The 15,661-nt window shown below is 62.3% G+C and carries 11 protein-coding genes; 4 read left to right on the top strand and 7 right to left on the bottom strand.

The window, feature by feature from the left end; translation table 11 throughout:
• Positions 1-44: 44 nt before the first annotated feature.
• Complete coding sequence (locus AC5E6W_RS09205; RefSeq protein WP_491751988.1) at positions 45-3,812, bottom strand: carboxypeptidase-like regulatory domain-containing protein; 3,768 nt, start codon at positions 3,810-3,812, stop codon at positions 45-47.
• Positions 3,813-4,721: 909 nt separating this feature from the next.
• Positions 4,722-5,339: a Fe-S protein assembly co-chaperone HscB gene (gene hscB / locus AC5E6W_RS09200; protein ID WP_491751987.1), complete on the bottom strand. Its 618-nt coding sequence runs from the start codon at positions 5,337-5,339 to the stop codon at positions 4,722-4,724.
• Positions 5,340-5,429: 90 nt separating this feature from the next.
• Between hscB and AC5E6W_RS09195 the strand changes: the two genes are divergently transcribed.
• Positions 5,430-7,535 (top strand): S9 family peptidase, encoded by a 2,106-nt coding sequence (locus AC5E6W_RS09195; protein WP_491751986.1) that lies wholly within the window; start codon positions 5,430-5,432, stop codon positions 7,533-7,535.
• A gap of 58 nt (positions 7,536-7,593) precedes the next feature.
• Here AC5E6W_RS09195 and AC5E6W_RS09190 read toward each other — a convergent pair whose 3' ends face one another.
• The 3 genes from AC5E6W_RS09190 to AC5E6W_RS09180 are packed head-to-tail and all read right to left on the bottom strand — an operon-like array spanning position 7,594 to position 8,723.
• The gene (locus AC5E6W_RS09190) at positions 7,594-8,058 is read right to left on the bottom strand and encodes a hypothetical protein (RefSeq protein ID WP_491751985.1); all 465 of its coding nucleotides are present in this window, start codon (positions 8,056-8,058) and stop codon (positions 7,594-7,596) included.
• Positions 8,059-8,069: 11 nt separating this feature from the next.
• Positions 8,070-8,459 (bottom strand): hypothetical protein, encoded by a 390-nt coding sequence (locus AC5E6W_RS09185; protein WP_491751984.1) that lies wholly within the window; start codon positions 8,457-8,459, stop codon positions 8,070-8,072.
• Positions 8,460-8,465: 6 nt separating this feature from the next.
• A complete protein-coding gene (locus AC5E6W_RS09180) occupies positions 8,466-8,723 on the bottom strand; it encodes a hypothetical protein (protein ID WP_491751983.1) in 258 nt (85 codons plus the stop codon).
• 561 nt (positions 8,724-9,284) lie between these two features.
• On the opposite strand from AC5E6W_RS09180, the gene AC5E6W_RS09175 reads away from it, so the two are divergent.
• Positions 9,285-10,739 (top strand): sensor domain-containing diguanylate cyclase, encoded by a 1,455-nt coding sequence (locus AC5E6W_RS09175; protein WP_491751982.1) that lies wholly within the window; start codon positions 9,285-9,287, stop codon positions 10,737-10,739.
• 221 nt (positions 10,740-10,960) lie between these two features.
• Here the strand turns inward: AC5E6W_RS09175 and AC5E6W_RS09170 are convergent, their stop codons facing one another.
• Complete coding sequence (locus tag AC5E6W_RS09170; protein ID WP_491751981.1) at positions 10,961-11,458, bottom strand: HesB/IscA family protein; 498 nt, start codon at positions 11,456-11,458, stop codon at positions 10,961-10,963.
• Between the two features lie 370 nt (positions 11,459-11,828).
• Here AC5E6W_RS09170 and AC5E6W_RS09165 point away from each other — a divergent pair, with 370 nt between their 5' ends.
• A complete protein-coding gene (locus tag AC5E6W_RS09165; protein WP_491751980.1) occupies positions 11,829-13,187 on the top strand; it encodes an MFS transporter in 1,359 nt (452 codons plus the stop codon).
• An 86-nt stretch (positions 13,188-13,273) separates the two neighbouring features.
• Here AC5E6W_RS09165 and AC5E6W_RS09160 read toward each other — a convergent pair whose 3' ends face one another.
• Positions 13,274-14,734, bottom strand: coding sequence for an amidohydrolase family protein (locus AC5E6W_RS09160; protein ID WP_491751979.1), 1,461 nt, complete (start codon positions 14,732-14,734; stop codon positions 13,274-13,276).
• A 44-nt stretch (positions 14,735-14,778) separates the two neighbouring features.
• On the opposite strand from AC5E6W_RS09160, the gene AC5E6W_RS09155 reads away from it, so the two are divergent.
• Positions 14,779-15,642, top strand: coding sequence for a hypothetical protein (locus tag AC5E6W_RS09155; protein WP_491751978.1), 864 nt, complete (start codon positions 14,779-14,781; stop codon positions 15,640-15,642).
• The last annotated feature ends 19 nt before the right edge of the window (positions 15,643-15,661 follow it).

Raw genomic sequence — 15,661 nt, 5'->3', positions numbered from 1 at the left:
CGCATCCTTAGCGCATGCGGGGCATCGGGCTGCGTTCGTCGGGGTTAGAAGGCTATATTTACGCGGAGTTGGATGGCGCGGCTGCCTCCGTTCGCGAACGCCGTTCCCAGTGTGCTGACCGCGCCCTGGGTGCTGGGAGCAGAGGTAATGGTCGCCATCTGGCCCGGGTCGTTGGCTCCCGTGCTTTCGATCGCGAAGTTAGGGTGGTTGAAGATGTTCAGGAACTCCGTCTGGATGTTGAGCTTTACCTTCTCGAACACTGGGAAGCTCTTCGTGACCGCAAAGTTGGTGTTCACAAACTGCGGGCTGGTGAGGTAGACGAACTGGCCAAACTGGCCCGGCGTAGAGGGTGAAGATACGGTCGCCTGTGCTTGGTTGCTCAGGTTGAACAACGCCGGGTTCAGCAGGAGCAGCGGATTGCTGGTGCTGTTGTTCTGTTTGTAGTAGCCCACAGCCTTCTTCTGCAGCTGATGCACACTGACTCCGTTGAGGACGACACCGGAGTCGCTGGTGTTGACGGTGTCCGTGCCGCCGGCCAGCTTGAAGTTACGGCCCGTGTTCCAGGTAAAGATCGGCGACACGGTCCACCCGCCGACAACTTCCTTCATCAGGGTGTTACTGCCATGGAAGGGGATGTTATATACGGCGTAAGCATTGAAGGCGTTTCGTTCGTCGCTTGGCGCCGGACCCCAATTCAGCTTCTTGTTGCGCAGCGTGGTGAAGTTAGCAGCTCCGGTATCCGTGTAAATATAGCGGTTGGAGAAGGCGTGGCTATAGGCGTAGTTGACCTGGAGCGTCAACCCATGGCCCATCGGATGCTTGATCTGTGTCTGCAGGCCGTTGTAGTTGGAGGCGCCCGGATCCGAGAGCAGTGTCGCCGCGCCTGCCGAGTACGGGTTCGGGGTGAAGAAGTTGATCGGATACGCGGTAGAGCCCGTGTAGCCCTTCGCTGCACAGGGAGAGAAGTTCGCGCCACCAACCAGGCTGCAGAAATACGTGCTGCTGGTGGCGATGGCATTGGCCAGCGCGCCGGCCTGGCCAGTCTTCACGTAGTTAAGGAAGGTGGCGTTGGTGAAGCCCGAGCCACCTGCACCGAAGGCCTGGTTCATGATTGGCGTATTCGTGCCGCCGAAGGTCTTGCCGCCGGAGTTGTTGTAGTTAGCCACGGCGTTCTGGAACTCGTTCAGAAAGCCGTTCTCGAAGATGTTAACTTCGTTGATGTTGAAGTTTTGCCACTCGTGGATCACGTGGTTGCCCACGTAGTTGGCCTCCAGAACGGTGTCCCAGCCAATCTTGTACTGCACGCCCAGGTTCCAGTTCTGCACCTGCGGCGTCTTCAGATTTGGATCGGTGGCGTAGAACGTGCTCTTGTAGGTAAAGGCTGACTCTGCAAAGGGTGGCGCGTAAGCCGCAGGCGTGACAGCCACGTTTGAAGGGATCGTGCTGCTGAGCGAGAGTGATCCCGCCGAGTAGTAGCCAGCCGGCTGGTTGGCTCCTGGAGTATTGGAGTTCAGAGAAACAGTCTGCTTTACGCCAGGGTTATAGAAAACGGCAGCCTCTTCCCACGGCTCCCAGCCCTCGTCGTAGTAGCTGATGGCGCCGCCGCCGCGAACGACGAGCTTGCCGCCCCAGAAGGCCGGATTCCAGGCGAAGCCAAAGTTCGGTGCGGGCTCACGCAAATCCGACTTGTAGGTGGAAGATTGCGCGTACAGCATCGGGTTTTGGACGCCGGTCAGTACACCCGGCTGGAACGGCGCCTTCGACGGTCCAAACAGATCCGCGATGGTGGGCTGCGTGTATTGGGGTGTAGGCGTGTGGATCGCGCCAGACATCTGCCATCGGAAGCCGGCGTTGATGGCCAGATGCGGTGTAACACGCCAGTTGTCCTGCACGTAGAATCCGCCGACCGTCTGCGCATCCAGCTCCACCAGGGCGCCTTCTGACTTGTACGCTTTGGAGGCAGTGTCGTAGTTGTTCGTGCCGGAGATTCCGTTGAGGCGGCCCGTCAGCGTCGCGTACAGGTACCGCAGGTTGTTGAGGTCCGGTGTGCTGGCGCCGGTGGTGACCAGGCCCGGAAAGAGGGTGCCGTTAGTGAACGCGACGTTCGCTGGATCGTTCGCCGTATCGATGCCCAGGGTCTGGGTCGGCGGGTTGCTGATGGAGAGGTCATGTGCCGACGAGTAGCGCCAGTCGCCGCCGAAGGTTACGGTGTGCTTGCCCTTCGTCCAGGTCACGTTGTCGAAGATGTCGCGCACCGGGTTGTTGCGAGGCTCCGTGTCGGCCGTCGGCGTCGTCTCTGCAAGCGCCAAGCCGCCGTTGGTGAAGGTTGGCGCCGTGTACAGGACATCGTTCACTGAGCCGAACAGGTTGTAGGGGTTGTCGTAGCTGTAGTGTTCCTGGACGTTGAGGATGCCGGCGTTCACCTGGTTCACGAGATGCGGCGTGATCGTCCAGTCGAAGCCCAACGAGATCGTCTGGTAGCTCGACTTGAAGTTGTTGTTATAGATCGGGTCGCCCGCGTAGACCTGCGATCCTGGCAGCTTGCGCCACCACAGGTCATACGCCACGTGGAAGTCCATCGTGGGCCTGATCTGCCAGTCCAGACGGGTTGTGGGGTAGATGTTGTAGGTGGTCGTCGGGAAGGTCCATTTCGCGGCTTGTTGGTAAGGCAACGAGCCGCCCGTGAGCTGCGCACTCGCGCTGTACTGATTGGCCAGTGCGAGCTGCGAGGCGATGATCGGATTGATCGCGGAGGAGAATCCCTGGCTCCCCAGTGCCGTCAATACATTGACGGGGTGTACGACACCGCCCGCGTCCGTGTAGGTGATGTTGCCTGCCTGCGCGGCAGGGGTCAGCAGATAGCCCGAACCCTGGGTCTTGCCGTTCGTGATCTCCTGCTCGTAGTTCACGAAGAAAAACAGTTTGTCCTTCCAGAAAGGACCGCCAATATTGCCGCCCTCATCGTTGTAGTGGAACTTGGTCTTGGCCGTCTTGGAGGCATCGTTGGAGTAAGAGTTGGCGTTGAGCGCACTGCTTTGAAACTCCCAGAAGCCATTGCCGTGGAACTTGTTCGTACCGCGCTTCATCTGGTAACGGATAGCAACCGCGCCCTCGGCGCCGGAGTCGGCAGTCAGGTCGGTCGTCGAGACCGAGACCTCTTCGACCGCGCCCAGGCGAACCGGCGCTGGAGAGTAGTTGCCAGAGCTCTGCGTGCGGAACTTCTGGAAGTTGGAGTTCATGCCGTCGACGGTGATGTTGATGGCGCCCGTAGGCAACGCATTGAAGGTGCCGTAGCGCGCGTCGCCGTTCGTCTGGGCGCCGGGCGCCAGCTGCGTCAGCGGAGAAGCATCGCGACCGCTCAACGGAAGGTCCTGCACCGCGTCCGGTCGGATGGTCGCAGCCAGCGTGTTGGTCGTCGTCTCGAGCACCTCGGCGCTGGCATTCACGCTGACCTGGTCGTTCGCCCCTCCCGCAACCAGCGACGGATTGAGGTTCGCTGTACGGCCGGTATCGATGACGACGTTATGCATCACCGTGCTCGCGAAACCTGGCGCGGTAACGGTCAGGTTGTACGTGCCCACCTGTAGATCGGAAAAACCATATTCGCCCTGCGCGTTGGAGTGCTGCGTCACGGACGCACCCACCGCGGGGTTGGCGAGGGTCAGCGTCGCGTTCGGAACGACTGCCCCGGTGGGATCGGTCACCGTGCCGGAGAGGTTACCGGTGGTGCTGGCCTGCGCTCCCGCCATGCGTGGCATCGCCAGGAGAAGCAAACAAAGACAAAGAGAGACGGCAGAATAGCGGCGAAACATCGTGACCTCCGTAGCGCTACGTGAACAAAACATCAGGTGAGTGCAACAACAGGGGAGAGCGGATAGTTCGAAGTACACGACAGCGTCGGGGGCTGCTGGATGCAGACCGACCGGGACCTCAGGGACGTGAGGCGTGTCGCTCGCCCTCGGCGGAAGGCCGCAGAAGACTAGTTGCGTGTACAAATTGGTATTTATTGTGTAGTGCGTTTTTGTATATTCGTCAAGCTGTATTCATCATCCGCCCACAAAAGATTGCGCAGACAACCAGAAAAACCTCGCCCCACAGCCGGCGACCGCCGCTCGGAGCACCTGCTCCGAGCTTCATGGCGCACGTCGACCAGACATCCCAGCGGATGCGCGCGTTGACGTTCAATTGGTCTCAATACTCGGATGCCAGGGCTTGCCCAACCCTGGTGCGCTCGCGTCATGGCCCGTAAAGCATGGCGCTCCATCGCTGTGACGTCCCGAACGTCGTTGCGCCGTTGCGATGAGTGGCATGGCGCAACTCGCCGGACTGCGCTGGTCATCGGGCGCACAGGTACGGCACCTTCCTACAGCGTTTCAGCGAAGACTATCGCGCCCTCGACGTCCGCCTCGAAGGCCTCACCCTCCGCGAGACGAAGCTAGGCAATAACCCGTCAACCGCGAAATTCCTCATCTCACTGAGCACGCAGCCGATCCGCTTGGCAGAACGATCCTCTCAACGGCCTACACTGGATACAGCCCGGCACGCCGGCCTTGGCCGTTATAGCGCATTGCTGCACTCACAACACAGCCCAACGCTCCCGCTAAGCCCCATGCAATCAGGACTTTGCCTGTAACTCCCTCAGACGAAAGATGTTACAAGGTACCCAGCTAACTCCCATCGAATGAGCACTTACTAGAAACGGGGGGAGGGGGGTAGGCAGGCTACCGATCCAACGCCGCGTTCACATCGCGCACCAGGTTGCGGATATAACTCCGCCGGTTCAGCAGCGCGACCATCGCATCCTTCGCCGCCGACTTCCCTGCCTCATCGCTCGCATCGACAGCGCCATCCCACGCCGTCCAGATCCCCTCAAGCTCCCGCCCCGCCTCGTCGAGCATCTTCGTAAACTTCGTCCGCTCGCCCTCCAGCTGCGCCCGCACGTCCGGATCGTCGCCGCCCATCTTCAACTCTTCGAGCGCCATATTCAGCTCGAACGCCTCTTCCAGCAGATCCGGCGGAGCCACCTGCTTCTTCTCCGTGCCCGCAGCCTTCGCCGCATCGGTCGCCGCGCGCGACTGCTCCTCCAGCTGAACCCCCTCCAGCCCCAGCAGATACTCCGTCCGCGCAATCGGATCCCGCAGCGTGCGATACGCATCGTTCAGCCGCGAGCTCGCCGCCAGCGCGGCCTCCTGCTCGGCCGCGGGCTTCGCCGCGAACCGGTCCGGATGCAGCCGTCGCGACTGCGCATAGAAGCTCTTCTCCAGAGCCGCCGTATCGATGTGCAGATGCATGGGCAGCTCAAACTGCGTGAAGTAGTTGTTCTGTCCGTCGTGACTCATAGGCTGATTGGATCGTCCCCGGTCCATTCTAGCTGCGCAAGATTTTGCGACGGGGACGCGCAGCGGGCGGTCGCTTGCTACACTTCCGCAATGCGACTCAACAAGCTCCTTCCCGCGGCCCTGCTGCCGCTGTGCGCGCTCGCGCTTCTTGCGCAGGCGCCTGCGAAGCACGGCATGACGCTCGATGACCTGGCGAAGATCCAACGCGTGGGCGCGCCCGTGCTCTCTCCCGATGGCGCATGGATCGCCTACACCGTCTCCCACGTCGACACTGGCGACGACAAATCCGTGAACAACCTCTGGATGATCAGCTGGGACGGCACGCAGCAGATCCAGCTGACCTACGGCAAGGACGGCGCCGGCTCGCCGCAGTGGAGCCCCGATGGCCGCTACCTCGCCTTCACCTCCGGCCGTGAGGGCGAAGCCAAGGGCTCGCAGGTGTGGGTGCTCGACCGCCGCGGCGGCGAGGCCCACCAGATCACCGACGTCAAGATGAGCCTCAACGGCTACAAGTGGTCGCCCGACTCCAAAACCCTGCTGCTCACGCTCGAAGAGAAGGAAGAACCCGAGCCGGCTCCCGGAGCCAAGCCCAAGGCCCCCAAGCCCATCGTCATCGACCGCTTCCACTTCAAGGAAGATGTCCAGGGCTACGTCACCGACAAGGAGCCTCACCTCTACCTCTTCGACATCGCCACGAAGAAGCTCTCCAAGCTCACCGACGGTCCCGCCGCGGGCAAGACCGCCTACGGCGAAAGCCAGCCAGCCTTCAGCCCCGACGGCACGAAGGTCGCCTTCGTCAGCAACCAGACGCTGCCCGATCCCGATCGCTTCGCCAACTCCGACATCTTCGTCGTGGACGCGAAGCCAGGCTCGCACCCCAAACAGCTCACCACCTTCACCGGCCGCGACGGCGGCCCGTTGGAGTGGACCAAAGACTCCAGGAGCATCATCTTTCGCGAAGGCGTAACCCCGCACTACTCCATCTATGACCTGGAGCAGATGGCGATGGTCTCCGCCGATGGCGGCCCCGTAAAGCTCCTCGCACCCAGGTACGACCACTGGGTCGGTGCTCCCGTGCTCACCGCCTCTGGCGACGCCGTGCTGACCGAGGTGCAGGAAGACCGCCAGGACTTCATCGCGTCCATCGCTCTCGATGGTTCCGGAAAAGTCCAGCGCATCACGCAAGGCTCAGGCGCAGCCAGCGGCCTCGACGAGAAAGCCGGCCACGTCGCTCTGCTCTGGTCCAGCGACACCGCGCCGTCGGAGATCTTCGCGCTCGAGAACGGCAGCCTTCGTCCGCTGACGCACTACAACGACGCCCTCGTCGCCACGCTCGACCTCGCCACCGTCACCGATCTCTCCGCGAAGACCAAGGACGGCAACGAAGCCCACGGCCTCTTCACTCTGCCGGTGGGCTACGTCGCAGGAACCAAGGTCCCGATGATCCTCCGCATCCACGGCGGCCCCACCGCGCAAGACGCGCACGGCTTCAACACCGACACCCAGCTCTTCGCCGCGCATGGCTACGCTGTGCTCAACGTGAACTACCGTGGCAGCACCGGCCGTGGCGAGGCGTACAGCTTCGCCATCAACAACGACTGGGGCAACAAGGAAGTCCTCGACCTGCTCGCCATGACCGACGCCGCCGTCGCCACCGGCAAGGTCGATCCCAACCAGCTCGGTGTCGGCGGCTGGAGCTACGGCGGCATCCTCACCGACTACACCATCGCCTCCACCACGCGCTTCAAGGCCGCCAGCTCCGGAGCCGGCATGGGCAATCTACTCGGCTTCTACGGCATCGACCAGTACATCCTGCAGTACGAAAACGAGATTGGCCCGCCCTGGAAGGCGCTCGACCAGTACGTCAAGATGTCCTATCCCTTCCTGCACGCCGACCGCATCAAGACGCCGACGCTCTTCATGGGCGGCGACAAGGACTTCAACGTCCCGCTGCAGGGCGGCGAGCAGATGTACCAGGCCCTCAAGTCCGTCGGCACCACCGCCGAGCTCATCGTCTACCCCAACCAGTTCCACGGCTTCACCCGCCCCAGCTACATCCGCGACCGCTACGACCACTGGTTCGAGTGGTACGACCTCTACGTCCGCGGCATCCAGCCCAAGCCGAAGCCAGACCCTAAAGCCGAACCCAAAGGCGATGCCAAGCCCGAAGCCAAGCCTGGTCTCGACGCGAGGTGAGGTATTCACGGGACAGACCGACCGACGCGCATTACGTGCGTCGCGTCGGTCTGCGTTTCTAGCGGAGATGCAACAACACCAACGGATTCATGCTGTGCGCCCGGATACAAACAGAGGCAAGGTACTGGCCAATTGCCCAGCCGCTGTTGCCGATCACCGCAGCCACGGCAAGCCAGATGTTTTGCTGGCTAACCGCTTTTGCTGTCAAGGTAAGGTTGGCCTCAAGCGCCTGGACTCTCGAGGTCAGCTCCTCGAAGGTTGGTTCAGAAGCCGGATTCGGAGGGTCGTACCTGCCGGGCCGAAGCGGCCGCAATCGCAGCAGTGAGACCGCCATGCCGGGCCTTCCGTCTCGGACAAATAGCAAGGCGTAGGACAATATGACGGCTGCGGCTCCGCCCAGTCCCCCGATCGTCTCTTCCTGCCGAGCGAATGCAACCCAAATCCCGCCAACCATCAGGCCTGAGCAGATCACAACGATGACGAACTGCAGTAGCCAGGTTGGTACAGTGACTAAACGGACCAATGCGTATCCCCTTAAAGACAGTTCTCCCGCGATTGCGACAATAATGCTTCGAGTCCTTCTCGCGAAGAGATCTTCCCATAGCGGAGGACGAGAAACGTAACTCGGGGAGTTCCGAAGGGGTTCAGGCAGAAATAGGCGAACCACGGATCTTCGTCGATAACTCGAAAATTTGGGAAGTCGCGGTGCGGCGGATCGAAAGCCGCAGGCATGTTAGCCGGATCAAGGCGGAACGTGGCCATTCGATTCAGCTTATTTTCAATACGCAAGAAGGCAGCGAGCTCCTTCTCATAGGGCGCACGCAACACCGAATGCCCGAGAAGGGACTGCCGCTTATATTCCGCCTCTTGCTGATTGAACGCCAGTGCGAAATTCGTTCCTAAGTGAAACTCCCACCGCATCATAGGCAGCTAGGTTGACTGCTGCCTCCGCTTTGGGACAAGGAGACGCCGCAACTCATTGGCCTTGCGGTGAATCTCCTTCATGGCCTTCAACGAATCTTTGCGGTTGAGGATCGGACCAGGATCGACCGGCTGGATCTCCTCACCATGTGGTGACGACGAGACAGCTGCAGCCACCGGGCTCTGTTCGGAGCTCGCGCCGGGCGTCGGTTCGATTGCCGTATCCCACTCTGCTTCAGCAACCGCATACAACAAATGTAGGGCCATTGCGAGCCATCTTTCCAGAGGACCTAATTCCGCGCAAGAAAAAAGTGCAACGTGAGTCCTCTTTGTTTGAGACGTTTCCCACGGAAGGAGGCATCCGCGCTCGATCCCGGTTCCACCCGCTTGAGGGTTGGATGCGCCCAAGCCCCTCTACGTACCGTGAAACGTTCGGACCTATTTCAGGCTACTCCATCGGCGAGACCCGCGCTGTACTTTAGTGGATGTACAGGTCCCGCTGAGCCGTTCCCTTAGAAAGACCCGGGAAAGGTGCTCACGTCTCGAACGACCGCAAGTTGGGTGCCGGGACGCGACCTGCACCTGCGCTTCCTAGCCACTCGATCAGGCAAACCGAAACTTTTTCCCACGTTTTGCTTATCTGCAGTAGCGAATTGTCCCGGATCCGGACAGGACCGCCCGCGCGCCATCCCACCTTCGTGGCTGTTACCTCGACCTGGAGTATCAAAAGAAGCCGTGCACAGCTTCGTGCGTTCAACCGATAGGTCATACCTCGAAAGGACGCGCCGCACCTGGGTAGGTTCCGGGACGGCGCAATCGGGCATCCGCATGTCACATCTCACCGTGCGATACCTTCCGTGGCTGGTGGTAGCTTCGGTGGCGACCTCCATCGCCGCCGCCTACGCCGCACTGACTCTCGCCGACCGCATGCGCGCCTCCACCACACCGTGGCAGCGCCGCGGCTGGCTGCTCGAAGGCTCACTCGCCCTCGGTGGCGGCATCTGGAGCATGCACTACCTTGGCATGCTCGCCGTCCAGCTCCCCGTAGAGGTCCGCTACTACTGGCCCACCGTCCTGCTCTCGGCCATGATGGCCGTCGCGGCCTCCGCCGTCGTCCTCTCCCAGCTCAGCCACACGGCGGAGACCTCGCAACGTCACCAGCTCATGAGCGCGCTGCTCATGGCCATGGGCATCGGCGGCATGCATTACGCCGGTATGGCCGCCATGCGTTCTCGCGCCATGGAGGCGTACGAGCCCTGGGGCATCGTGCTGGCCATCGTCTCCGCCGGAGTCTTTGCCTGGATCTCGCTCGCGGTCGCAACCCGCGCCACCTACTGCACCCGCTGCCGCAAGATCCTGCGCCGCCTGCTCGCCTCCGCTCTCATGGGAGTTGGCATCGCCGCCATGCATTACACTGCCATGGCAACCGTGAGCTTCCACGATATGCGCGTAGTGCCCAACCTGGCTCACACACTCCGCGTGGGCGTCATCGGCGAGTACGGCGTGGGACTCGTCTCAGCCTTTGTTCTTCTCGGAACACTCGCCGGCGCGGCCTTTGACGAACGCCGCATCGCCGCACTGCGCGAGGCGCACGACGAGCTCAGCAAGGCCCACGAACAGCTACACGACGCCCATGAGCAACTCTCCGCGGCCAACGAGCAGCTGCGCCTCACCAACGAGGAGCTCGAGTTCGCCCAGCAGGAGCTGCTGCGTTCCCAGGCCTCGCTCTGCGAGATGAACGTCGACCTCAACGAGCTCTCCATCCGCGACGGCCTCACCGGGCTCTTCAACCGCCGTCACTTCGATCGCATGCTCGAGACCGAGTTCCGCCGCGCCGTCCGCCGCCAGGGACCGGTAGCGCTCATGATGATCGACGTCGACTTCTTCAAGAGCCTCAACGACACCCAGGGGCATCAGCAAGGCGATGCCTGCCTGAAGCGGATTTCCAAAATGCTGCAGGAGATCCCCATGCGCGGGTACGACATGGTCGCGCGCTTCGGCGGTGAGGAGTTCGCCGTGCTCATGCCCGAAGCCAACGCCGAGGGAGCCTCCCGCAAGGCCGATGAGATCCGCCAGGGAGCCCTCGCGCTGAAGCTTCCCAACCAGGGGAACCCGGCAGCAGGAGGCATCGTCTCTCTGAGTGTCGGCGTGGCGGTCGTCTGGCCCCAGCCCGGCGACCGCCCGGAGATCCTCGTGCACGAGGCCGACGACGCCCTCTACCGCGCCAAGCGGCAAGGCAGAAATCGTGTGGAGATGGCCGATCGCGACACCGAAGCCGCGTAACGTCTCACCCGAATGGAGACGGCGCCGAAGCTGCCAGAGACAGAACCGGAGTAGCAGCGGGCTTCAGCCCGCGGAACGCAAGCAGGGAACGAAGGGGCTTCAGCCCCGGGCCACCGCCGGGTGGCCTATCCTTTCACAGCTCCATCGTGAAAGGGTGGGGTATCGTTCGCGGTAGCGAACGACCGTCTTTCCTGACTTGTCCTTGGGAACGCCTCTACGACTTACGCCGAAAAACTCGAACCGCAGCCGCAGGACTTCGTCGAATTCGGATTGATGAAGTTGAAGCCCTGCCGCATCAGCGTTTCCTCGAAGTCCAGTACCATGCCGGCCAGATAGAGGAAGCTCTTCGGATCGACGAACACCTTCACAGCTTTGCCGCCCGAAGGATCGTTCGGCGTCTCCAGGCCTTCGCCAAAGACAAACACGCGGTCCCGCTCGCGAGGCTGCGTATCGAACCGGATGTTGTAGCTCAGACCGCTGCAACCGCCGCCCTGCACACCCAGCCGCAGCCCACCGGCGTCGGGCGAGATGCCTTCCTTCGCCATGGCCACGCGGATGCGCTTCAGCGCGCTCTTCGTAATCTCGACGGCGTTCTTCGCCCGCGGCGCGAAGCCCTCGGCCGGAAGCAGCACCATGCCCGCCAGCGCGTCCTTGGACGGCTCAAGACCCGCGCCAGCCTTCGGCGCGTTGGTTCCGGGTTGGAGAAGCGTGCTCGCCATACGTCTCATTGGATTGTACGTGGCGGCGAAGCGATTCGTGGGCGAACCCGAAACCTCGCACTGCACCCCCTGAATCTGGAATCTGGGCTCCTGGCATCTGGAATCTGAACCTTCTCCGCACCCTCCCACGAAAAACTACCTACCCCAATAAACCCCGCCAACGTGGCAGACTCACCCACTCAACTCTCTACAATGGAAGTAGGAACAAAATCACGCAGCCCCAGCTCTTACATCCCGAATCCCGAATCCAAGGTCCCGAATCCAAGGTCCGGAGCTAAAGTCTCTTCTTCGAAGACTTTGAGAGAAAGGGGGGGGAGGGGGGTACCCCCGGCCATGGCCCTCCTCCAAAGCGCTGTGTCAGCATAGGACAATGCCCGAAGCGGATAGTCAAAACCAATTACGTCCGGGTTCACCCGGAAAACTGCCAGGCCTGCCGCCCACCATCGCCTGGCGCTACCGCGACTTCCGCTTCTACTCCGCCGCGCGCTTCCTGGGTACCATGGCCGCCGAGGCCCAGGCCGTCGGCGTCGCCTGGCAGATCTACCAGCTCACCCACTCCGCCCTGGCTCTGGGCTACACCGGCCTCGCGCTCTTTCTGCCGATGCTGGTCTTCACCCTCCCGGCCGGCCACGTCGCCGACCGCTACGACCGCCGCAACGTGCTCCTGATCTGCTACTCCGGCCAGTTCACAGCCTCGGCCCTGCTGCTGGCGATCACCCTGCACGGTGTGCGCAACGTGTGGGCCGTCTATGGCGTCCTTGCGCTCATCGGGACCTGCCGCTGCTTCGCCGGCCCCGCCGCCGGGTCGCTCGTGCCCATGCTCGTGCCGAAAGAACATTTCGTCAACGCCGTGACCTGGAGCGCCAGCATCTTCCAGATCGCCAACGTCACCGGCCCGATGATCGGCGGCCTGCTCTTCGTCGTCGACCTCGCGCATGACTTCTCGGGCCGCTTCGCCGTGCTCAACGGGCCTCCACTGGTCTACTGTTTCACGCTGCTCGCGCTCGCCATCTTCCTGGTGATGATCGCCCAGATCCCACCGCGCGGCGCCGGCGAGAAGAAGGGCTTCACCGTCGACACCATGCTGGCGGGCCTGCGCTACGTCATCAGCACGCGTCTGCTGCTGGGCTCCATCTCGCTGGACCTCTTCGCCGTGCTGCTGGGCGGCGCGGTCTCGCTGATGCCCATCTTCGCCGACACCATACTGCATGCCGGCCCACACGGCCTCGGCCTGCTGCGTGCCATGCCATCCGTCGGAGCGCTGCTGGTCTCGCTCTCGCTGCTCGCCCGGCCCATCACCCGGCGCGCGGGCAGGACGATGCTGCTCTGCGTCGCAGGCTTCGGCGCGGCCACGGTGCTCTTCGGCGTGAGCCGCAACCTGTGGCTCAGCTGCCTCGCGCTCTTCGTCGTCGGAGCCACGGACATGATCAGCGTCGTCGTGCGCTCGTCCATCCTGCAGCTCGCAACGCCCAACGAGATGCGCGGCCGCGTGTCGAGCATCAACTGGCTCTTCCTCGGAGCCTCCAACGAGCTCGGCGAGTACGAGAGTGGCCTCACCGCACATTGGTTCGGCGCAGTGCGCGCGGTAGTGCTCGGTGGCATGGCGTCCCTGGCCGTCACCGGCCTCTGGTCCGTGTTCTTCCCCGCCCTGCGCCAAGCCAACAAGCTCACCGCCGAGGACCTGATCGAGATGGAGAAGCAGTACTCGTCGATGGAACCGGTGGGATGAAGCAGAGTGAATCGTGAAGTAGTGAATCGTGAAGAAAGCCCGAAGCCTGAGGCTTTTCTTCACTACTCACTATTCACTGCCCCTCATCAGTACTGCCCATATCTCCCCTTCACACTGTCGAGCAGCTTCTGCGAGTCATAGCCGACTCCATCCTTGAACACGATCTCCGTGTTCTCGATGTCGCTGATCGTCTTCGAGGGATCACCCTTTACCACCACGAGATCCGCATTCTTGCCCACGGTGATCGAGCCAATCTCCTTGTCGCGGCCCAGGTAGATTGCTCCGTTGAGCGTGCAGATACGCAGCGCCTCCAGCGGCGTGAACCCAGCCTCGACCAGCAATTCAGCCTCGCGCTGATCGCCATAGCCAGGCAGCGTGCCACCATCGCCCGTAGGATCAGGCCCTCCCATCAGCAGGCCTCCGGCAGCGACGAACGCGCGTTCCATCGCCATGTCGTTGTGCAGGATCTGCGCCCGCGCCGCAGCGGCCTTGGGATCGGCGGACGCGCGCGTCAGCTCCAGGTTGCGCGTCGTCAGGTACTGCTCCCGCGTCGGAGCCGACATCGCCGCGAGTACGCGCGGCTGCAGCTGCAGGTGCGCGGGATCATTGCTCTGGAAGACCGGAAGGGTAGAGGTTAGGGCGACATGCCGCGAAACCAGCAGCGCGATCAGCGCCTTCGCCTCGGGCGTGTCCGGAGTCATCTTGGTCATCGTGGGACCTCCCACCGTGCGCGGGCACAGGTCCGGCTCCTTGCCAGGATCGAGCTGCGTGTTCACCATGAAGCCATGCTCCAGGTTGTCGATCCCCGCCTCGACCGCCTCGGGATACGTCACGGAGCACAGGTGGCCGGTGATCTTGATGCCCCGCTTGTGCGCCTCATCGGCGGCGGCCTTCAGCTCGGCGCGCGTGATGTCCATATAGGCCTTGAAGCTGGTCACGCCCTGGTCCGCCCAGTAGTCCACCATGCGCCGTGCCTCATCGGCGTCCTTCAGCTCATGCATCTCCAGCGCGAACGCTCCGGGGCCTTCGAGATACGGCCCGGTCACATCCATGTGCGGCCCAACGATCCTGCCCGCGTCGATCGCGCGGCGCAGGTTCAGGTCCAGGTACGGTTCGACGGATCCCGTCGTCCGCAACGTCGTCACGCCCGCTCCGAGATACAGCCGGGGCGAGCTGAACGGCTCCTCCGGCACCACCACCGGAGGCTCGCTCTCCCCCGCAGCATTCTGGTTCGGCCTCGTGAGGTAGTACATGTGGTCATGCATGCCGACAAGGCCGGGAAAGACAGTGCGGCCCGTGAGATCGATATGCACAGCCGAAGCGTTCGCCGCCGGCGCGCTCGCAGAGATCGCGGCGATCTTGCCTCCCTCGATCACCACGTATTGGTCCTCGAGCGGCGCAGCTCCAGTGCCGTCGATCACACGCACGTGCTCCAGCACGATCACTGGCGTGCGTGGCACCTTCACGTACTTCATCACGGCGGGCGAGAGTTGCGCATGCAGCGGAACCGAAAGGCAGGCGAGCAGGCAGAGCGTACGGCATCTCATCGTGAGGAACCTCAGCAGCATATGAATGAATTGCGGATGCCGTGATGATAGCCGTTTCCACGTTCGCAGGGCACGAAGTTGGCAGTCCGCGCCGCATCTACTACCTTGGTGAGGAAGAAAATCCTCGACAGACAGGCGGGAGGCCACGCAACACGATGACCAACGGGATGAAGATCGGGCTCGGAGTGACGGCGCTCCTCATTGCAGTGCTCGGCACACGCATCTACTTCGCGTATCGAGCCCATACGGGCGAAGATAGCGCAGCGAAGACTCCGGTCGCGGCAGAGTACAAGCTGAGCGACGACGATGCGGTCTTCCCACGCAAGCTACGGCCCGACTCCCTGAAGGATGAGCGCGACCTCATCGGCAAAACCATCTGGGTGAGCGCCGGTGGCCAGCTCGACTACTTCAAGGACACCGGCAAGCACGTGGATTACTCGAAGCCCGTCGACACGCTGTGGGCCGCGACGCCGCTCGAGATCAAGGATGTCTTCGAGCAGGTTCCGCCCAAGTCCGGCAAGGCCACCTTCCGCATCCCCGCCGGCCAGAAGCATGTGCTGCTCGCGTTCACGCTGCCGAACTCGACAGATCCGAAGCAGCTGTATGCAACGCCGGTGGGTTACTACGATGCGGGCCAGTACACCTTCTATACCGACGAGATCATGTTCTACGACGACCCGCACCAGCTTTACAAACACTGGGGTCCGGAGGTGTGGTCGCACGTGGACAAGCACGAGCCTACGCTCGGCATGAGCGAGAACCAGGTGATGATGGCGCTCGGCCAGGTCTCCAAACCAAGCTCCGACGACATGGGCAACCGCTCCGTGGAGTTCGACAACGATGGTCATCCCATCGATGTGGAGTTCGAGAAGAACAAGGCGGTGAAGATTACGCCGGAGAAGCAGTGAGTAGAGCAGTGAATAGTGA

The organism is Bryocella sp. (assembly GCF_058498515.1).
This window is presented reverse-complemented; position numbering and strand designations above follow the sequence as displayed.